This window comes from Rhizomicrobium sp., from assembly GCA_037200045.1.
In the GTDB taxonomy this organism is placed as follows: Bacteria; Pseudomonadota; Alphaproteobacteria; order Micropepsales; family Micropepsaceae; genus Rhizomicrobium.
In genome coordinates, this window is sequence record JBBCHM010000002.1 from 260,335 (window position 1) to 281,789 (window position 21,455).

At 65.2% G+C, this 21,455-nt stretch carries 7 protein-coding genes; 3 read left to right on the top strand and 4 right to left on the bottom strand.

Annotated elements, in window-relative coordinates; translation table 11 throughout:
* The first annotated feature begins 82 nt into the window (after positions 1 to 82).
* Together WDM86_16610 and WDM86_16615 are read left to right on the top strand one after the other, a co-directional pair.
* Positions 83 to 12,955 carry an MBG domain-containing protein gene (locus WDM86_16610; protein MEI9991651.1) on the top strand — a complete coding sequence of 4,291 codons (12,873 nt, stop codon included), beginning with the start codon at positions 83 to 85 and terminating at the stop codon, positions 12,953 to 12,955.
* A gap of 5 nt (positions 12,956 to 12,960) precedes the next feature.
* Positions 12,961 to 14,745: a ShlB/FhaC/HecB family hemolysin secretion/activation protein gene (locus WDM86_16615; protein ID MEI9991652.1), complete on the top strand. Its 1,785-nt coding sequence runs from the start codon at positions 12,961 to 12,963 to the stop codon at positions 14,743 to 14,745.
* 730 nt (positions 14,746 to 15,475) lie between these two features.
* On the opposite strand, the gene WDM86_16620 is transcribed toward WDM86_16615, so the two are convergent.
* From WDM86_16620 to WDM86_16630, 3 genes are read right to left on the bottom strand one after another with little or no spacing between them, the layout of a single operon-like run.
* A complete protein-coding gene (locus tag WDM86_16620; protein ID MEI9991653.1) occupies positions 15,476 to 16,225 on the bottom strand; it encodes a creatininase family protein in 750 nt (249 codons plus the stop codon).
* Positions 16,222 to 17,787 carry a benzoate-CoA ligase family protein gene (locus WDM86_16625; GenBank protein MEI9991654.1) on the bottom strand — a complete coding sequence of 522 codons (1,566 nt, stop codon included), beginning with the start codon at positions 17,785 to 17,787 and terminating at the stop codon, positions 16,222 to 16,224. Before WDM86_16625 ends, WDM86_16620 begins: the two co-directional genes overlap by 4 nt.
* A complete protein-coding gene (locus tag WDM86_16630; protein MEI9991655.1) occupies positions 17,784 to 20,159 on the bottom strand; it encodes an FAD-dependent monooxygenase in 2,376 nt (791 codons plus the stop codon). Before WDM86_16630 ends, WDM86_16625 begins: the two co-directional genes overlap by 4 nt.
* Positions 20,160 to 20,258: 99 nt before the next feature.
* Between WDM86_16630 and WDM86_16635 the strand changes: the two genes are divergently transcribed.
* Positions 20,259 to 21,016, top strand: a protein-coding gene (locus WDM86_16635) for an IS5 family transposase (GenBank protein ID MEI9991656.1) whose coding sequence is annotated in 2 segments (ribosomal slippage) — positions 20,259 to 20,598 and positions 20,598 to 21,016 — 759 coding nt in all. Because the reading frame shifts where the segments join, the coding sequence is not laid out codon by codon here.
* 16 nt (positions 21,017 to 21,032) lie between these two features.
* Here WDM86_16635 and WDM86_16640 read toward each other — a convergent pair.
* Positions 21,033 to 21,437, bottom strand: coding sequence for a RidA family protein (locus tag WDM86_16640; protein ID MEI9991657.1), 405 nt, complete (start codon positions 21,435 to 21,437; stop codon positions 21,033 to 21,035).
* Positions 21,438 to 21,455 lie beyond the last annotated feature (18 nt).

Consider the following 21,455-nt stretch of genomic DNA (forward strand, 5'->3'; position numbering starts at 1 on the left):
GGTAAGGATCGCGCAGTCGGCTGATACTCCGTGTGCGAACCTTCACGTCATCAATCCCAGGCTTAAGATCGCGAACGGGCGCGTGCGCGCTCTTCTCGCCGCGCTCCTGTGCTCGGCGTCGTTTCTGGCCGTCACCCATCCCGCCCTGGCCGGAGGCGGCGCCCTGCCCGGCGATGGAAAATATGTGCTGGGCAAGGGTTCGATCCAAGCAGGCGCCAACAACATCACGGTTAACCAATCGACCGGCGCCGGCATCATCAATTGGCGGAGCTTTTCCATCGGCGCCGGCAACAGCGTCTTCTTCAACAACGGCTCCGGGTCGACGCTGAACCGTGTGACCGGCGGAAACCTCTCCCAGATCTACGGCACGCTGGGCGGCACGGGATCGGTGTATCTGATCAATCCGCAGGGCATCGTCATCGGCCCTGGCGGCAAGGTGGTGACGAACGGCAGCTTCGTCGCCTCGACGCGCGATATCTCGAACAGCAGCTTTCTCGGCGGCGGTCCGCTGATCGCGAGCGGCACGTCTTCCGGCAACGTGGTTAATGCCGGAACGATCACGTCCAAGAGCGGCGACGCCATCCTGGTCGGCCGCTCGGTCGGCAATAGCGGGACGATCAACGCGCCCAACGGCACGGTGGGCCTGGCGGCCGGCAATCGCATCGTCCTGCAGCCGGTGGGCGGGGATTCGCGGATCGCGGTTTCGGGCGGCACGGGCGCGGTCACCAATTCCGGCACGGTGAAGGCGGCGCAGGCCGAGCTGGCGGCGGCCGGCGGCGACGTCTACGACCTCGCCAAGAATCGCGGCGGGCTGGTTTCCGCTACCGGCACGGCGACCGTCGGCGGCCATGTCTGGCTGACCGCCGGCGGAACGGCGACGGTCGGCGGAACGGTCGCCGCGCAGAATGCCGACGGCTCCGGCGGCGCGGTCACCGTGCGGGCCCAGAATATCGTCCAAAGCGGGAGCGTCGACGCCTCGGCCGTCGCGCCGGGCGCGACCGGCGGCAATGTCTCCATCGTCGCGTCGGACACGGCGACCATCGGCGGCACGATCAGCGCGAAGGGCGGCGACGGCGGCACGGGCGGCTTCGTCGAAACCTCGGGCCTGCACCTTCATGTCCTCGACGCCGCGCGGATCCTGACCGACGCGTTCTCCGGCATCGACGGCAAATGGCTGATCGACCCGGCCGATTTCACCGTCGCCGCGTCCGGCGGCGACATCACGGGCGCGGTGCTGTCGTCCAATCTGGCGACCACGGACGTCACGATCAGCAGCTCCGCTGGAACGGTCAACACCTCCGGCGCTGGCGACGTCAACGTCAACGACGCGGTGAGCTGGTCCTCCGGCCATTCGCTGACGCTGAACGCCTATCGCAATGTGAACGTCAACGCGAACGTCACCAGCAGCGGCGGCGGCGCGGTCACGCTGCATGCCGACGACACCGGCACCGGCAGCGGCACGGCGACGTTCGGCAGCGGCGACAAGATATCCACCAGCGGCGTCGTTTCGATCTACTACGATCCGACCGGCGACAGCACGACGGTCAACGGCACGAAATACACGTCGGCGACGCAGACGAATTTCAGCGGCGACGTCGCCGGCGGTGCCACGCTCGACAGCATCATGCTGGTGAACAGCCTCACCGACCTGCAGAACGTCCAGAACAATCTCTCCGCCCGCTACGCACTCGGCCGCGACATCGATGCCTCGGGAACGGCAAGCTGGAATTCCGGCCAGGGCTTCACGCCGATCGGCAACGAAACGACCGCCTTCACAGGCGTTTTCGACGGCCAGAGCCACGCCATCGGCGGTCTCATCATCGACAGAACCACGGACATTCAGGGGGTTGGGCTTTTCGGGGGCTTGGACGGCGGCGCGCTGGTCGAGAATCTGGCGCTGACAAATGTCCAGATCACCGGAGGGAGCGTCACCGGCGGCCTGGTGGGCCTTCAACTGAGCGGAACCATCTCCGGCGTGAGCGTCACGGGGTCGGTCACCGACAACAACTCCGCCGATCTCGGCGGCATCGCCGGCGTCGAAATCGGTGCGATCACGTCCTCTTTTACCGACGTCACGGTGTCCAGCACCGGCACCGGCAGCCGCGTCGGCGGCCTCGTTGGCTTGGCGAATGGCTTGGTCGGCGGCTCGCAATCCATCACGTCCTCCTACAGCCTGTCGTCCGTCACCGGCGACAATGCCGGCGGCCTTGTCGGCGTCTCGCTCAGCTTCCCGTTGTCCATTTCGAACAGCTATGCGGCCGGCGCCGTGGTCGGGCATACCGCCAGCGGCGGCCTGGTCGGAAGCAATAACACCCAAGTCGCATTCTCCAATTCCTATTGGGACGTCGGCACGACCGGGCAAAGCAGCGCCGTCGCCCCGGGCAGCACCGGCCAGACCATGGGCACCGCCACGGGCGAGAGCACGGCCCAGCTCCAGGGCACGCTGCCCGGCGGCTTCGGCAGTTCGACCTGGGGCACCGGCACGGGCCTCTATCCCTATCTGAAGAGTTCCTTCCCGACCGGCGTCGAGGCGATCAGCGGCACCGCCTACAAGGATGCCGGCATCGACCTCGCTAGCGGGGGAACCGTCGATCTGGATTCGGGCGGCGTGCCGCTCGGCCAGGGTGCCATCGGCGCCAACGGTTACTATTACATCGCCGTGTCGGCGGGCAGCATCGCGAATAGCAGCAATCTCTTGGTCTCGGTGCCGACGACGGGGTCCGTCGCCGTCAACGGCGCGACGCTGGCCACCTCGACCTATGCCGGCGCCGATACGATCCAGACCGGCGTCAATCTCTATGGCGGCTTCCTTTTGGAGACCACCAGCGCCACCACGCTTTCCGGCGCGCCGAGCCTTGCCAGTTTCCAGAGTGCGGCGAACACCGTCGCAGGCACGGACACAACCGCCACCGGCGTGATCGCCGCCATCGCCAATCCCGGCTATCTGACGACCGGTTCGAGTTTCACGGTCGATCAGACGGTCAACGGCTCCGGCCTGCTGGTGATCACCGGCGCCGGCGATCCGATCACCGTTTCGAGCGCCATCACGATTGCGAGCGGCGGCTCGCTCGGCCTCATCTCCGGCGGCGCGCTTGATATCGATGCGCCGATCACGGCCAAAGGCACCGTTTCGGTCGCGCTCGGCTATGACGCCGGCGATCCGACGAACCTCTCCTTCGGCCTGACATCGGCCGGCTTCCTCGGCAGCCTCAGCTTCACCAATGCCGACGGCAGCGTCGCGACAGCGAGCCAGGGCGGCAGCCTCGCGATCGACGGCGCGGCCTATACGCTGCTTTATTCGGCGAGCGGTCTGGACGCGATCAACACCGCCGGCGCCTTGACGGGCAATTACGCGGTCGCCACGGATCTCGATGCCTCCAGCATAAGCAGCTGGGCCCCGATCGGGACCACCAGTGCCGGTGGCGCCATCAACAACGGCTTCGCGGGCAATTTCACCGGTCTCGGCCACACTGTCTTGAACCTGACGGCCAATCTCGGCTCGCGGCATTATGTTGGTCTTTTCGGTTACGCCAGCGGCACCCTTCGCGACATCGGGGTGGCCGGCGGTTCGGTCAGCGGCAGCGACCAAGTCGGAGACCTGGTCGGCGGCACCGATGGCGCGATCATCGATGCCTATGCCACGGGCGCGGTCCATGGCGGCTCCGGCGGCAGCGGCAACAATGCCGGCGGGCTGGCCGGCTACGCCGGACTTGTCGCCGACTCTTATGCCACGGGGAATGTCAGCGGCGACAACGGCGTCGGCGGGTTGCTTGGTACCGCGGGCGGCCCAGTCACGAACGCCTACGCCACGGGTGCGGTCAGCGGCAACACCTATGTCGCCGGGTTGGTCGCGTACGGCGACGTTGTCACCATCGACAACGTCTATGCCACGGGGGCGGTCAGCGGCGGCTCGAGTGTCGGCGCTCTGGTCGCGGGCGGTTCCGGGACCACCATCACCCACGCCTATGCGACGGGGGCGGTCGGCAGCGGCGGCTATGGCCTGCTCGCCGACAGCTCTTCCGGCAACTCAGCCGCCAACAGCTATTGGGATACGCAGACCACCGGTACGTCCTCCAGCGCCGGTGGCGGCACCGCCCAGACCACGGCCCAGCTTCAAGGCACGCTGCCCAGCGGCTTCGACAGCACGGTGTGGGGCACCGGCACCGGGCTCTATCCCTATCTGAAGAGCTTCTTCCCCAATGGGGTGCAGGCGGTCTCGGGCACGGCCTATAAGGACGCGGCCGTCAACGTCGCCGCCTCCGGTTCGTCCGGTGCCGTGACGGTCAACCTCGATGCAGGCGGCGCGCTGCTGGGGCAGGCGACCACCGGCGCCAATGGCTATTACTACATCGCGCTGCCGGCCGGCGCGATCGCGAACGGCAGTAATCTTCTCGTCTCGACGCCGACCGCGGGATCCATTGCCGTGAACGCCGCGACGCTGGCGGCTTCGACCTATGCCGGCGCCGACACGATCCAGAGCAACGTCAATCTCTATGGCGGCTTCCTGTCGGAAGCGACCAGCGCTACGCTGCTCTCCGCGGCGCCTAGCCTCGCCAGCCTCAAGAGCACCGCCGACACGGTTGCCGGCACGGATGCGACCGCAACCGCCACGGTCGCCGGCGTTTTCGGTCCGGGTTATCTGACGACCGGCACCGGCTTCACGGTCGATCAGACTTACAGCGGCGCCGGCCTGTTCGTGCAGACCGGTTCGGGCGATCCGATCACCGTCGCGAACGCGATCACGATCACCAGCGGTGGCTCGCTCGCGCTGATCTCGGGGGGTGCGCTCGATATCGATGCTCCGATCACGGCCGAAGGCGCCGTCTCCGTCGCGCTCGGCTATGACAGCAGCAACCCGGCCAACCTTTCCTTCGGCCTGACTGCGACCGGCTTCACCGGATCGCTCAGCTTCACCAATGCCGATGGCAGCGCTGCCACCTCGGCCCAAGGCGGCAGCCTCGTCGTCAACAGCGCGTCCTATACGCTGCTCTATTCCATGAGCGACATACAGGGCATCAACGGCAACCTGTCGGGCAATTATGCGCTGGCCGGCTCGCTCGATGCCTTCAGCACGACCGGATGGGTGGCGCTCGGCACCGACGGCGCCGGGAACGTTTCGAACAGCGGCAACGGCTTCTCCGGCAATTTCACCGGCCTCGGCCACGCCATCACAAACCTGACCGTAGGCAACGGCACGGCCAATGACATCGGTCTCTTCGGCTATACCAGCGGGACGGTTCGCGATATCGGCCTGACCGGCCTCTTCGGCCTGATCTTCGGCAACAGCGGCGTCGGCGCGCTGGCCGGATACAACGCCGGCACGGTCGCCGATGCCTATGCCACGGAGAATCTCGGCGGTTTCTTCGACGTCGGCGGGCTGGTCGGGCAAAATGCCGGTTCGATTGCCGATGTCTATGCCACTGGGGACGTCACCGGTTACCAGCAGGTCGGTGGATTGGTGGGGCTCAATAGCGGCACGATCACCAAGGCCTATGCAACGGACTGGATCAATGCCAACACCGATGTCGGCGGCCTGGTGGGGCGAAACTCCGGCGCGATCGCCAATGCCTTTGCCATGGGCGCGGTCAGCGGCGGCACCGGGGACGCAGCCGGCGGGCTGGTCGGGAACAATGCCTCGGGCGGCACGATCACGAATGCTTATGCCGCCGGCGCCGTCAACGGCAATACCGATCTTGGCGGCTTCGCCGGACTGAACGGCGGCACGGTCACCAACGGCTATTGGGACACGCAGACCAGCGGCATGTCGTCCAGTTCTGCCGGCACCGGCCAGACCACGGCGCAGCTTCAAGGCGCACTACCCAGCGGATTCGACGGCACGGTGTGGGGTACCGGCACGGGTCTCTATCCGTATCTGACGACCTTCTTCCCCAATGGCGTCGAAGCGGTCTCGGGCACCGCCTACAAGGATGCCGGCGTCCATATCCTCGCCTCCATCCTCTCGAATGCGGCTGTCGTCGATCTGGACTCGGGCGGCGCGCTGCTGTCGCAGGCGTCCATCGGAGCCAATGGCTATTATTACGTCGCCTTGCCGGCGGGCAGCGTCGCCAACGGCCATGATCTTCTGGTCTCGACACCGACCGAGAGCACCACCGGCGCGGTGAACGCGGCGACGCTTGCCGCCTCCACCTATACGGCCGGCACGCCGGCGCAGACCGGTGTCGATCTTTATGGCGGCTTTCTGGCGGAGCGGAGCGGCGCGACCACGCTTTCGGCCGCCCCGAGCCTCGCGGCCCTGCAGAGCACGGCGAACGCCGTTGCGGGAAGCGACGGTACAGCATCCGGCGTGGTCGGCGCCTTGACGCAGCCCGGCTATCTGACCACCGGTTCCAGCTTCACGGTCGATCAGAGCTATAGCGGCGCGGGCCTCTTGATCACCACCGGCGCGGGCGATCCGATCACCGTGTCGAACGCCATCACGATCGCGGATGGCGGCTCGCTCGGCCTGCTCTCCGGCGGCGCCCTCAATATCGATGCGCCGATCAAAGCCGAAGGCGCGACATCGGTCGCGCTCGCCTATGACTACAGCGATCCGACCAATCTCTCCTTCGGTCTGACCTCGCTCGGCTTCACCGGCTCGCTCGGCTTCACCAAGGCCGACGGCAGCACGGCGACGTCGGCCCAGGGCGGCAGCCTCATCGTCAACGGCGCGTCCTATACGCTGCTTTACTCCATGAGCGATGTGGCGGGGATCAATGCCTCCGACGCCGCGCTGCAGGGCAATTACGCGCTGGCCGGCTCACTCGATGCCTCGTCCGTCACGGGCTGGATCCCGCTCGGGACCGATGGTGCCTCGAACGTACTGAACGGCATCAGCGGCTTCAGCGGCGGCTTCACCGGCCTGGGTCACACCATCGCGAACCTGACCGTCGATATCGGCTCGAACACCTATGCCGGCCTGTTCGGCTACGCATCGGGCGTACTGCGCGACATCGGCCTGACCGGCAGCGCCGTCACGGGCCGCGTCGATGTCGGCGCGCTGGCAGGATACAGCCACGGTCAGGTCGCCGACGCCTATGCCATCGGGACGGTCGGCAGCGACGGCATAGTCGGCGGGCTGGTTGGGGAAAATTGGGGCACCATCACCGGCGCCTATGCCATCGGGACGGTCAATGGCGGCGTCAATGCCGGCGGGCTGGTTGGAGTCAACAATTCCGGCATTATCACCGATGCCTATGCTGCCGGCACCGTGACCGGCACCGGCACCCTGGGCGGCCTCGTCGGCGGTAATTCCTCCGGCACCATCACCAACGCCTACGCCACGGCGACCGTCAGCGGCGACAACAGTATCGGTGGCCTGGTCGGATCCAATAGCCGCGGCTCCATCACCAATGCGTACGCCACCGGGGCGGTCAGCGGCGACAACAGTATCGGTGGCCTGGTCGGGTTCGATAACCGCGGCTCCATCACCCATGCCTACGCCACCGGCGCGGTCAGCGGCAACAGCGCGTTCGGCGGACTGGTGGGGATGAACGATTCCGGCGTCGTCACCGACGCCTATTGGGACACACAGACCAGCGGCATAGGCACAAGCGCCGCCGGCACCGGCCTGACGACGGCCCAGCTCCAAGGCACGCCGCCCGGCAGCTTCGACGGCGCGGTGTGGGGCACCGGCGCCGGCCTTTATCCGTATCTCAAGAGCTTCTTCCCCAATGGCGTCGAGGCCGTTTCGGGCACCGCCTATAAGGACGCCGGTGTGAACGTTGCGGCCTCGGGCTCGGCCGGCGCGGTGACGGTAAATCTCGATGGCGGCGGGGCGCTGCTGGGCCAGGCCACGACCGGCGCCAACGGCTACTATTACATCGCCTTGCCGGCCGGCAGCATCGGGAACGGCGCCAACCTGCTGGTTTCGACGCCGACGACGGGGTCCATCGCCGTCAATGCCGCGACGCTCGCCATTTCGACATACAGCTCCGGCACGCCGGACGAGAACGTCAATCTCTATGGCGGCTTCCTGTCGGCGCAGACCGCCGCGACGACGCTGTCCGCCGCGCCAAGCCTCGCCGGCCTGCGGACGGCGGCGAACACGATCGCGGGCAGCGATACGACGGCGACGGGCATTGTCGGCGCTCTTGCCCAGCCGGGTTATCTGACGACCGGTTCGAGCTTCACTTTCGAACATAGCTACACCGGCGCCGGCCTCTTGATCGTCACCGGGTCGGGCGACCCCATCACCGTCAACAACCCCGTCACCATCACGGACGGCGGTTCGCTGGCGCTGCTGTCCGGCGGCGCGCTCGATATCGACGCGCCGATCAAGGCCGAAGGCGCCACCGCGGTCACGCTCGCTTATGACAACAGCGATCCGACCAACCTGTCCTTCGGACTGATTTCGACGGGCTTCACCGGTTCGCTCAGCTTCACCAATGCCGACGGCAGCACGGCGACGTCGAGCCAGGGCGGCAGCCTCGCCGTCAATGGCGCGAGCTACACGCTGCTTTATGCGATGAGCGATGTGGTGGCGATCAATGCCTCCGACGCCGCGCTGCAAGGCAATTACGCCTTGGCCGGCTCTCTCGATGCGTCATTAACGACCGGATGGACGCCGCTCGGCACCGACGGGGCCGGGAATGTCGAAAACGCGTTCCAGGGCTTCACCGGCAGCCTCACGGGCCTCGGCCACATCATCGCGAACCTGGCGGTCAACACCGGCTCGGCCGATTTCGTCGGCCTCTTCGGAAAAGCCAGCGGGACGCTTCGGGATCTCGGTCTGGCAGGTGGCTCCGTCGAGGGCGGTTCCTATGTCGGCGGGTTGGCCGGCTTCAATGCCGGCCAAATCGCCGATGTCTATGCTTCCATAGCGGTCAGCGGCACCAACTGGGTCGGCGGATTGGTCGGAGATAATCACGGCGCCGTCGCCGACGCCTATGACACCGGGGCGGTCGGCGGCAGCGGCAACTTCGCCGGCGGACTTGCCGGTGCCAATTCCGGCGGCGGCACCATTGTCGATGCCTACGCGACGGGAACGGTCAGCGGCAATTTCGGGGCGGGCGGCCTGATCGGCTCAAACTCTCAAAGCTCTCTCAACGACGTCTTTGCCACCGGCGCGGTCAGCGGCAGCAGCTATGTCGGCGGACTGGCCGGAGAGAGCGATTCCAGCTCAATCGCCAATGCCTATGCCATGGGGGCTGTCCGCGGCAGCAGCGGCGTCGGCGGATTGGTCGGATATTACGGTATTGGTTCGATTGCCAACGTCTATGCCACCGGAGCGGTCAGTGGCAGCGCCAACGTCGGTGGGCTGATCGGGCAAAGCATCGTCAACGGCGTTCCCCACGGCTACTGGGATACGCAGACCAGCGGCCAATCGTCCGGCGGGGCCAGCGCCACCACCGGCGAGACGACAGCCGCACTCCAGGGCACGCTGCCCAGCGGCTTCGACAGCACGGTGTGGGGCACCGGCGCGGGCCTTTATCCCTATCTGAAAAGCTTTTTCCCCAATGGGGTCGAGGCGATCACCGGCACCGCTTATAGCGATGCCGCCGGCACCGCGGCGCTCGCCGGCGCGACGGTCAAGGCCATGACCGGCGGCGCGAGCGCGGGCCTGGATGCCAGCACCGGCGCCAACGGCTATTACTATCTGCTGGTCGCGCCCGGCACCTTCACCGGTGCCCAGCAGCTCGTGACCTATGTCTCGGGCAACACCATCAAGGCCAACAGCTTCGTCCAGAACGTCGCGGGCACGACCTCCGGGGTCGATCTCTATGCCGGCACGCTTTATGAGCAGACGGGCGCGGGCGTATCGGGCCAGAACACGCTGTCGGGCATCGTCACCGCCCTCGACAGCGCCGTCGGCGGCACCACGGGCGGCGATCTCCTGTACACCAGCGGCGCGGGCCTCGCCGCCGGCACCGCCGTTTCCATCAAGGACAGCGCCACGGCGGGCCTTGCGATCGACGCGACGCTGAATGTCGGATCGGCGCGGCTGGCGATCGCCGCCGCCGGCGCGCTCACGCAGTCCGCGGCCATCACCGCCGGAACGCTTGCGCTGGCCGATACGGCCAGCGTCACGCTGTCCAACACGTCGAATGCCATCGCCACGGTCGGCGGCGCGACCGGCGCGCTCATCCTCGCCGACAGCACCGACCTTGCGGTCGGCGCGGGCGGCCTTGCGTCCAGCGGCGCGGTCAAGCTCACCTCGACCGGCAATCTCACCCTGAACGGCGGGGTGACGGGCGGTTCGGGCAGCGATGTCGTGCTCGGGGCCGCCGGCAATTTCGTCAACAATGCCGGCAGCGGCGCGGTCGTCACATCCGGCGGCGGGCGCTGGCTGGTCTATTCGTCCGCGCCCGGCACCGACAGCTTCGGGGATCTCGACAGCGGCAACACCGCCGTCTGGAACAGCACCATCGCGACGCTGGCGCCGGGCAGCGTCACCCAGGCCGGCAACCGCTACATCTTCGCCGATCAGCCGACGCTCACCATCACCACCACCGACACGTCCAAGACCTATGGCAACGACGCGGCAAGCGGCGTCGCGGCGGCTTATCAGGTGAGCGGCCTTGTGGCTGCTGTGGCCCACGCCTTCCTGGGCGACAGCGCCGCCGACGTCTATTCCGGCGCGCCGACGGTCACCTCTGCGGGTTCGGCCATGGCCGCGTCCGTCTCCGGCGGCCCCTATCTGATCTCCGCGGCGCAGGGCGGCTTCACGGTCGGCGACGGTTATGGCTTGGCCATTTCCAATGTGGGTCATCTCACGGTGACCGCCCGCCCGATCACGGTCACGGCCGACGCGCAGAGCCGCCGCTATGGCGATGCCAATCCGGGCCTGACCTACACGGTCGGCGGCGACGGGCTGGTGAACGGCGACACGCTGACCGGTGCCCTGACGACGGCGGCATCCGCCACAACGTCGGTCGGCGGTTATGCCATCACGCAGGGCACATTGGCGGCCTCGTCGAACTACGACCTGACGGGCTTCACGGCGGGCACCCTGACCGTGACCGCCCGCCCGATCACGGTCACGGCCGACAGCCAGTCCCGCCGCTATGGCGACGCCAATCCGGGCCTGACCTACACGGTCGGCGGCGACGGGCTGGTGAACGGCGACACGCTGGCCGGTGCCCTGACGACGGGAGCCTCGACGGCGTCTTCGGTGGGCGGCTATGCCATCACGCAGGGCACACTGGCGGCCTCGACCAATTACGCCCTGACCTATGTCGCCGGCACACTGTCGGTGACGGCCCGTCCTGTGACGGTCACGGCGGACGATCTCAGCCGAATCTATGGCGATGCCAATCCGGCGCTGACCTACAGCATCGGTGGCAATGGGCTGGTCAATGGCGACAGCCTGAGCGGCGTCCTCTCCACCTCTGCCACGACCGCCAGCAATGTCGGCTTCTACGGCATCGGCCAAGGTACGCTGGCGGCATCCTCGAACTATGCCCTGACCTATGTCGCCGGCACACTGTCGGTAACGGCCCGTCCTGTGACGGTGACGGCGGACGATCTCAGCCGAATCTATGGCGATGCCAATCCGGGCCTGACCTACACGGTCGGCGGCGACGGGCTGGTGAACGGCGACACGCTGACCGGTGCCCTGACGACGGCGGCATCCGCCACAACGTCGGTCGGCGGTTATGCCATCACGCAGGGCACATTGGCGGCCTCGTCGAACTACGACCTGACGGGCTTCACGGCGGGCACCCTGACCGTGACCGCCCGCCCGATCACGGTCACGGCCGACAGCCAGTCCCGCCGCTATGGCGACGCCAATCCGGGCCTGACCTACACGGTCGGCGGCGACGGGCTGGTGAACGGCGACACGCTGGCCGGTGCCCTGACGACGGGAGCCTCGACGGCGTCTTCGGTGGGCGGCTATGCCATCACGCAGGGCACACTGGCGGCCTCGACCAATTACGCCCTGACCTATGTCGCCGGCACACTGTCGGTGACGGCCCGTCCTGTGACGGTCACGGCGGACGATCTCAGCCGAATCTATGGCGATGCCAATCCGGCGCTGACCTACAGCATCGGTGGCAATGGGCTGGTCAATGGCGACAGCCTGAGCGGCGTCCTCTCCACCTCTGCCACGACCGCCAGCAATGTCGGCTTCTACGGCATCGGCCAAGGTACGCTGGCGGCATCCTCGAACTATGCCCTGACCTATGTCGCCGGCACACTGTCGGTAACGGCCCGTCCTGTGACGGTGACGGCGGACGATCTCAGCCGAATCTATGGCGATGCCAATCCGGCGCTGACCTACAGCATCGGTGGCAATGGGCTGGTCAATGGCGACAGCCTGAGCGGCGCCCTCTCCACCTCTGCCACGACCGCCAGCAATGTCGGCTTCTACGGCATCGGCCAAGGTACGCTGGCGGCATCCTCGAACTATGCCCTGACCTATGTCGCCGGCACACTGTCCGTCATGGCCCGTCCGGTCACCGTCACGGCGGACGACGAGTCCCGCTTCATCGGCCAAAACAATCCGCCGCTCGCCTATCAACTGACGGCCGGCACGCTCGTGAACGGCGACAGCCTGAGCGGCACGCTTGCGACCTCCGCCAGCTTGGTTTCGCCTCCGGGCCGCTATGCGATCACGCAGGGCTCGCTGGCGGCGTCCTCGAACTACGCCCTGACCTTCGTGCCGGGCATGCTCGCCGTCGCGGCGGTACCGCCGCCGCCGCTTTTCTTTGCCATCCCCCAAGGGGGCGGCGCGCAGGCCTATGTGATGGGCACGCCCACCTCCGATTGGTACTTCAACACCTGGACCGTAGACGAGGCGATAAACCCCGACGACCTCCCGGTTCTGCTGGGCACCGAGACCCTGATCGTCTCGCCCGATGGATATGGCTGGGTCGCCACGCCGGAGGAAGGCGGCGGCTGGCTGCTGTTCCAGTTGGGCTGGCCCGGGCAGATCACGCCGTTCCATGCCATCGGGCCGGGCGATTTCAGCCACTTTTCCGCTCTTCCGTCCTCCAACCGATTTGCGATGAAGTGATGAGCATGCGCGCGCGGTCTTATCTCCGGAACGGATCGGCGTTTATCGCCGCGCTGTCGATGGCGTTCGCGGTGGCAAGCGCGGAGGATTTCGACCGCATCGCGCCCAAGACGCCTAAGCCTTCGCCGCCGGTGCAGCTTTCCGCGCCCGCTGTCGAGCCGAAAGCTGCGACGGCGTCCGCCAAGCCCGTGCTGGCCGAGCTCAGGGGCCTGCGCTTCGTCAGCCGCGCCGCGGATGTCGTCAAGACCGGCGCGCACGATGAGGGCATCGCGGTCGCGTCCGACGATCTGGCCCCACTGGTTGATTCCGACATCTCGCAGCGCCTGGCACGGGACTTCCTGGGCAAGCCGCTCAGCCTCGCCGATCTCGATGCGATCGCGCAGGCGGTAAAGGCGTGGTACCGCGCCCACAGCCTGCCGCTCGTCGACGTCACCTTTCCGGAGCAGGACATCTCGACCGGCACCGTGCAGGCGGTGGTCACGATCTATCGCCTCGGCCAGGTGCATGTCCGCGACAACGGCCGGTTCTCGCAAGGCCAGATCCTCCAAGAGATGCAACTCAAGCCCGGCGATCCGCTCGATTTCGACCGGCTTCGCGCGGACCTCAATCGGCTGGGGCGCAATCCGTTCCATCCCGTCGACGTGGTGCTCGCCAAGGGGACCGCGCCGGGCCAGACCGATCTCGATCTCGATCTGCATGCGCGGTTCCCGCTGCGCGTTTATCTGAGCTACGACAATGACGGCGAGGCGGTGACCGGCCGCGAGCGCTACAGCGCCGGCATAAACCTGGGCAATCTGTTCGGCCTCGACGAACAGCTCTCCTACCAGTTCATGACCAGCCCCGATCTGTGGCGCGATCGCCATCGCGGACCCGGCCTGTCGAACGATCCGCGCTTCACCGCCCATTCGCTGACCTTTATCTCGCCGCTGCCCTGGGGCGATTACGTCAACGTCTTTGCCGCCTATTCCCAGATGGTGCCCGATCTCGGGCCTTATTTCGGACAGCGCGGTCACGATCTGGAGATCGGCGCGCATTACATACACGACCTGTTGCCGATCGGCGCGCTCTCCCATCAGCTGACGCTGGGTTTCGATTTCAAGCGCACCGACAACAATCTCGCCTATGGCGGCGTGGCCGTCTCGGCCCATTCGGTGAACGTCGAGCAGTTCTCGCTCACTTATAACGCGAGCCGTCCGGATGACTGGGGCCAGACCGCGCTCGAGAACACGCTCGTGGTCAGCCCCGGCGGCCTTTCGGACGGCAACACGACCAGCGCCTTCCTGGCCTATGGAACCGTCGGCGCCCATGCGGGCTATGCATATGATCGCCTCGATCTCAGCCGCGTGAACGTGCTGACCCATGGCTTTTCGGCTTATGCCCATTTCGAAGGACAAATCGCCTCCACCGAGCTCTTGCCCAGCGAGCAGATCGGCGCCGGCGGGATCGATAGCGTCCGCGGTTACGATCCGCGCAAAGTGAACGGTTCGAACGGCGCGGTGGGGAGCATCGAATTGCGCAGCCCCAGCATTTCCCTGCTGAGCATGGTCCTGCCGCGCGCGCGCGATCAGCTCCAACTGCTGGCCTTCTACGATGCCGGCTGGGTTGCTTATCGGAACGATCAGCCCTATCAGCCGCGCAACGCCTCCCTGCAATCGGCCGGCGTCGGCGCGCGCTACACGATCAGCCGGTTCATCGACGCGCGTTTCGACGATGGCTGGCAGCTACAGAAAGCCCCCGGCGCGACCAGCCTTGGAAATCTCGCCACCGTGTCGGTTACACTGTCCTACTGAGACGGTCATTGCGCCGCTCGTTACCTGTGCTGCCGCCATCGGGACCAAAGAGTCGCTCCCGGCGCTCGCGTAAACGCCGGATGATCCAGATGTTCGGCCATGCGCTTTTCAAGGGCGAGCACCGCCGGCATATGAGCCGGAGTATTGCTCCGAAGCAGTGGCGGCGATCGAAGACGTCATGGCGGAGATCCGCAAACATCTGAAGTCCGCAACCCTCGATCAGCCGCCATCGCTCCTGGATGCGGCCACCCTCGCCAAGATCATTCCCAGCAAAACCAAGAGAGGCGTCGGGGAAGCCAAGCGCGAGGAGGTTCGCTTCCTTATCCTGTCCGGCCTGCCGCACAAGGAAGTGGTCGCACGAAGTAAAGTATCGGGCAGCACCGTGAGTTTAATCCGGAAGGAAATTCGTCAGTTTCATCCAGTCTATCGCAATTCAGAATCGGGCCTTTGCGTACCCTTTGCGTACCCAAAGGATGAAAGTTCGACATCTGACGAATCTCAACCCGTTGAATTTATTGGTGGGCCCGGCAGGACTCGAACCTGCGACCTAACCGTTATGAGCGGCGGGCTTTTGCGAGGAAAACGGCCCAAACACTGGCTTTTTCGTTCGATCGCGTTGATTTTCGTTCAATGCAATTTCAATGGGTTAAATGAGGTCTCGTACCTATCTCGTACCTCGACCTTTGTTCCTCTACGCGGGGATAGTCGCGACGTTGAACATGCAACTCGATCAAACATCAATTGCTTTGTGGACAGCAGCCGCAAGCATGGAAGACATGATCCCAAATGTGTGTTCGCCCTCCGCGCCGGTGGCAGAACAAGGATCTCCAAAATATGCGTTCGGGCCGCCCGCCTCGGCAAAGGTCCGGGCACTTCGTTTGATCGCCGCGACGAGGCTCGCGGGATTTGCCGCAAGGCTGCGGCGCGCATCCTCGTCCACCAGATCCGGCCGGTCCGCTATAACAAGACTGGTCTCGAACCGGCCGGCGTGACACGCCCCGGAAGAGAACTCCTCGGTCAGGGTCTGCGCCAATTCCCGACGTGTAAAATCGGGGAATGCGACGGGAACACCAGACGCGCGAACCTCGTCCACCGCCTCGCGAAGCGCCGCAACATTGGCGGGGTCGAAATGGCTGTTGGCTATCGCAAGACAGGCGAACCCCTGCGCTTTCAGGTTGCGGGCGATGTCGATGAGCAAGGCTTTGAACGTCGACGCACCGATGGTGATCGTGCCGGAGAATTCCGCCGCAAACTCGGCCGGCGCATACGATAGCGGCGGCAGCACATAAGCCTGGATGTCCAGTTCGCTCAACAGGGCGGCAGCACGGCGAGCCATTCCCTCACTGATGATAACGTCGGTGTTGAGTGGCAAATGCGGCCCATGGGCTTCGGTCGCGCCGCATGGCAGGATGGCTGCTACCGGCTTTCGGGCGGCCAGCATCTCCTTCACTTTGGTCCAGGGTTGTTCGGCAAGGTTCATGTGTATTCCCTTCGCAAGGCCTTGCGATCGGTCTTGTCGCGATCGTTGCGCGGCAATGGCGTGCTGCGGAAGGCGACCCAGTGCGGCGCCTTGTAGCGCGCAAGTTTGCTTTTCGCCAAAGCGATGATCTCTGCTTCGAGCGCCGCCGATGCGGTGAAGTTGTCGTTCAAGAAAACGACGGCGAGCGGCTTTTCCAGCCCGTTTTCGCCTTTCCTGCCGATCACGCAGCATTCGCGCACCGCCCCGTGCTGGATCAGGCAGTTCTCGACTTCCAGCGGGCTCACATAGATGCCGTCGCTTTTCAGCAGATCGTCACCGCGGCCTTCATAATACCAGTAGCCGTCTTCGTCCTCCCGGAACTTGTCGCCGCTGACGATCCAGCCGCCGCGCAGATGATCCTTCGATTTCTCGTAGGCGCCGTGATAGTGGAGCGCCGCGGAATCGCCCTTCAGCCACAACGTCCCGACGTCGCCCCGCGCGACCGGCTTGCCGTCGTCGTCCAAGAGTCTGGCTTCGTAGCCGGGCACCAACCTGCCCAAGCTCCCGGGACGCACATCGCTTGGGCGGTTGCTGATGTAGATGTGGAAACTCTCGGCACTGCCGATGCCATCGATGATGGGAACGCCGAACGTCGCGTTCCAGCGGTCGTGCAGATCGCGCGGCAGCGCCTCGCCCGCGCTCCACATGAAACGCAACTGCGAAATGTCGCGCCGCCGATCCGGCGGAGCCTCCAGCATCTTGCTGATCAGGGTCGGTACGCTGGTGAAGACCGTGGCGCGGTGCCTGGCAATCAGATCGAACAGGATTTCCGGCGTGGGCGATTCGCGGGAGAGAACCGTGGTGGCGCCCACCGCGAACGGAAACATGAGATTGGTACCCGTAGCGTAGCCGAAAAGAGCCGCGCGCCGGAAATCGTCACGTCGCTTTCGCGCAGGCCGATAAAAGCCTTGGCATAGACTTCGGTGCTGAACGGAAAATGGGTGTGGCTGTGAACGGCGCCCTTGCTTTGCCCCGTCGTCCCGCTGGTGAAGAGCCAGGGCAGGATCGTCCTTGCGGGTGGGCCACGGCGCTGACGTTTCACGGTGTGGCGCGGCGAGCCATGTGTCGAATTGCCGGCCGGCGGCCGCACCGATGCCGATGACATTCGTGCCGCCCGCGCAGTGGCGCGACCGCGACGCGGCGGCGCCGAATGCCGCGGCGCTCGCTTCATCGACGAAGGCGAATTGCGGTTTGACGTAGGCCAAATAGTAGTCGTAGTCGCTTTCGGGAAGGAGTGGATTGATCTGTGCAACGACGGCGCCCGCCTTGATGGCTCCGAACCATCCATAAACGAACTCCGGACAGTCGCGCATGCAGAGCAGCACACGCTGCTCGGGCAGCAGGCCTCCGCCGACAAGCGCCTGCGCGACGCGCTGGACCTTATCGGCGACCTCGTTGTAGGTGATCTCGCGCCCTTCGAAGATGATCGCCGTCTTGTTGCCGCGTCCGGCTTCGATGTTCGAGAAAACGAAGTAATCCGCCATATTGAAGGCGTCGGGGAACTCCACCGCCGTGATACTCACGCGATCGTCTCCTGCTTCGCGCCGGCGCGTTGATAGTGACGGCGATTGGGACGCGCCTTGGTATTCAGCGCCGCCTCCTTCTCCCTGGCCTTTTCCGCTTCGCGGTAGAGCTGATACTCGCCGGAGCGCAAAGGTGCCGGCCAGCCCAGCGGCACGCCGCCGACGGCGCGAACGCCGTACTGCGCCGCGGCTTGGCGGGCGAAGAAGGGATTGTTGAGCATCGGCCGGGCCAACGCACACAGATCCGCCCGGTCCGCCGCGATGATCGTGTTGATCTGCTCCGGCAATGTGATGTCGCCCACTGCGATCGTCGGAATATCAACCGCATTGCGAATGTGCTCGGCGAACGGCGTTTGCCACATGCGGCCGTAGACCGGCTTCTGCCACGGCACCGTCTGTCCCGAGGAGGCATGAATGACGTCCGCGCCGGCGTCCCTGAATGCCCGTGCAATCGCGGTCACATCCTCCAGCGAAATGCCGCCCTGCGCCCAGTCGCAGCAGGAAAGCCGGACCGACATGGGCAGATGGGCGGGCCATACCGCGCGGATCGCTCCGAACACTTCGAGCGGAAAGCGCGCGCGGCCCCAGGCATCGCCGCCATAGCGATCCGTGCGCCGGTTCGTCAGCGGCGAAAGAAAGCTCGCGAGCAGATAGCCGTGCGCGCAATGCAGCTCCAGCATGTCGAAGCCCGCGCGCAGGCCGCGCTGTGCGGCGGCGACGAAATTATCGCGCACGGCATCCATTCCCGCACGGTCCAGCGCCGCCGGCGTCGGCGAGCGGCCTTCGAAATAAGGCAGCGGCGACGCCGACAAGACCGGCCAGTTGCCGGCAGGCATCGGCAGGTTTTCGCCCAATTCCGGAACATTGGTCGATCCCTTCCGGCCGGCATGCCCCAGCTGCAGCGCGACCTTTGTCGGCGTCGTCGCGTGAATGAAATCCACTAGGCGTTTCCAGCCCGCTTCCTGGCTGTCGTTCCACAGCCCGGTGCAGCCCGTCGTGATCCGCGCATCGGGCGTCGGACACGTCATTTCCGTAAATACCAGCCCTGCGCCACCCAGCGCGCGCGCCACATAGTGGGCGAAGTGCCAGTCGGTCAGCGCCCCGTCTTCCGCGCAGTATTGCGCCATGGGCGCCATGACGACGCGGTTCGCCAACAGCAGGCCCCGTAAATCGAACGGCGTGAACATCGGCGTCGGCCGGTCGCTCAGGGCGCGTCCCGTTGCGTGGGCGTAGCGGTCGTAGAATTCGGTTTCCACCTTGCGCAGGAAGGCGGCATCGCGCATCGCCATATTGTCCCACGTCACCGACTTGGCGCGCGACATCAGCGAGAATGCGAATGCGTAGTTCTCCTTCTTCCAGTGGACGGGCATGTCCTCGAACCAGCGCAGCGACACCTGTGCGTTGTGCTGCGTGATCTCCACCGCCGTACGCCGCGCCGTCTCATAGGCCGCGAGAACGGACGTGACGTCGTGCGCATGCTCGCCAACCGCATCGGCGAGCGCCACGGCACATTCCATCGCAAGCTTTGTCCCCGAACCGATCGACCAGTGCGCCGTGGCCTTGGCGTCGCCCAGCAGGATCATCTTGCCGTGGCCCCAGGACGCGCAGCTTATGGTGGAGAAGTTACGCCAGATGGATCGATTGACGGTCAGCGGATGCCCTGCCAGATCTTCCGCGAAAACACCCTCCAGATACCGCGCGCTCTGCTCCTCATCCATCCGGTCGAGGCCGCAAGCCTGCCAGCATTCCGGCGTGGTCTCGATAACCCAGGTCGAGGCCCCCTGCTCGTATTGATAGGTGTGCGCGCAGAACGGGCCGTTGGCACTCATCCGGAAGAAGAACGTAAATGCATCGAGCGGACGCGAAGAACCCATCCACGCGAATTTGTTCCGCGCTTCGCTAACGGTCGCCGCGAATTGGGCGCGATATTTCGCGCGGATCGGGCTGTTCAGCCCTTCCGCCACCACGATCAGATCGCAATCGGCGAAGCGCTTCTCGACATCGTCGGGTTCGACAGCAGCAGAAAAATGCAATCCGACGCCAAGGGCTCGACAGCGTCGCTGTAGAAGCTCCGGCAAGATCTTGCGCGAACAACCGGCGAAACCGTTGCCACCGACGACCGTGCGTGCGCCTTCGCGCTCGATGACGATGTCGCTCCAATAGGCGAAATTGTCCCGAATGGCATCGTAGGACTCCGGGTCTGCGCTCAAAAACTCGTCCAGCGTCTCGTCCGAGAAGACGACGCCGAACCCGAACGTGTCGTCGGCGCGGTTGCGCTCATACACGTCGACGTTGCAATCGGGCCGACGTTTCCGAGCCAGAAGAGCAAAGTAGAGGGCGCCCGGCCCGCCACCGATTACCGCGATCTTCATGGGCGCCACGATCTAGGGTGTGGACCTATTAAAGGTTTGGGATTCTCAGGCGGTTAGATTTGTGATTCCGTTGTTGGGTTGATTCTCGGGAGTTTGCCCATGAGCAACCTGTTCTGGCTCAGCGAAGAGCAGTTCGAGAAGATCAAGCCGTTGTTGCCCGATGATGTGCGCGGTGTGCCGCGCGTCGATGACCGACGCGTCCTTAGCGGCATCATCCATGTCATCAAGCGCGGTTTGCATTGGTCGGACTGCCCGGCGGAATACGGTCCGGCCAAGACGATCTATAACCGTTATGCGCGGTGGGGCGAGAAGGGCGTGTTCGCACGTATCTTCGCGGCTCTGGTTGCCGAGGCCGGAACACCTGACAGTCTGGCCATAGACAGCACGCACATTAAAGTTCACCGCACCGCCGGAAGCGGGCGTAAAAAAGGGGCGCGGATCGCGGCATAGGCAGTTCGCGCGGAGGCCGCAACAGCAAGGTTCATGCGGTCACCGACGACAAAGGCCGTCCCGTCGTTCTGGTTCTGACTGCCGGCAATGTCAGCGACTATGTCCCTGCCAAAGCGTGCATCGAGGCAGCGCCGAAAACCGCTGCCGTTATTGCCGACCGTGGTTACGACAGCGATGAATTGCGCGACTTCATCAAAGCGCGCGGCGCAAAGCCCGTCATTCCGCCGAAGAAGAATCGCAAGGTTCAGTACCGCTACGACAAGGCGCTCTACAAAACCCGCAATCGCATCGAACGCTTCTTCTGTCGCCTCAAGGACTTCCGCCGCGTCGCAACACGCTATGACCGGCAGCCCTATATCTTCATGGCCGCCGTCTTCATCGCTTCCATCGTCGCATTTTGGCTTTAAGTTATGAGTCCTAACCCTAGCGCTCCTCCGAAACGACGGCAGTGGCTTCGATCTCGATCTTCGCATCGGCTTCGATGAGACCGGACACTTCAACCACAGCCATGCAAGGAAAGAAATTTCCCAGAACCTCGCGCCACGCGGCACCGATTCCGGCGCGCTGATCCAGATATTCGCGCCGGCTGGTGACGTAACACGTCATGCGCACGATGTCGGTGGGCGCAGCACCACCTTCCGCGAGGATCGCCCGCATGTTCAGCAAAGCCTGCCGGAACTGGCCCGTCAGATCGCGATGCTCGAAGACTTCGCGGGCTGTCCATCCCACCACGCCGGCGGTGAACACGAAACGCCCGGTCGCCGCGATGCCGTGCGCATATCCTTTGGGGCGGGCCCATCCTTGGGGCTGCAGAACCGATCTGGTCATTTCTTCAATCCGATGATG

What these genes read in the sequence shown, in the direction of transcription:
- WDM86_16615 (MEI9991652.1), top strand. Translation starts at nt 12,961, where the DNA reads ATGCGCGCGCGGTCTTATCTCCGGAACGGATCGGCGTTTATCGCCGCG.
- WDM86_16620 (MEI9991653.1), bottom strand. Translation starts at nt 16,225, where the DNA reads ATGAACCTTGCCGAACAACCCTGGACCAAAGTGAAGGAGATGCTGGCC.
- WDM86_16630 (MEI9991655.1), bottom strand. Translation starts at nt 20,159, where the DNA reads ATGAAGATCGCGGTAATCGGTGGCGGGCCGGGCGCCCTCTACTTTGCT.
- WDM86_16640 (MEI9991657.1), bottom strand. Translation starts at nt 21,437, where the DNA reads ATGACCAGATCGGTTCTGCAGCCCCAAGGATGGGCCCGCCCCAAAGGA.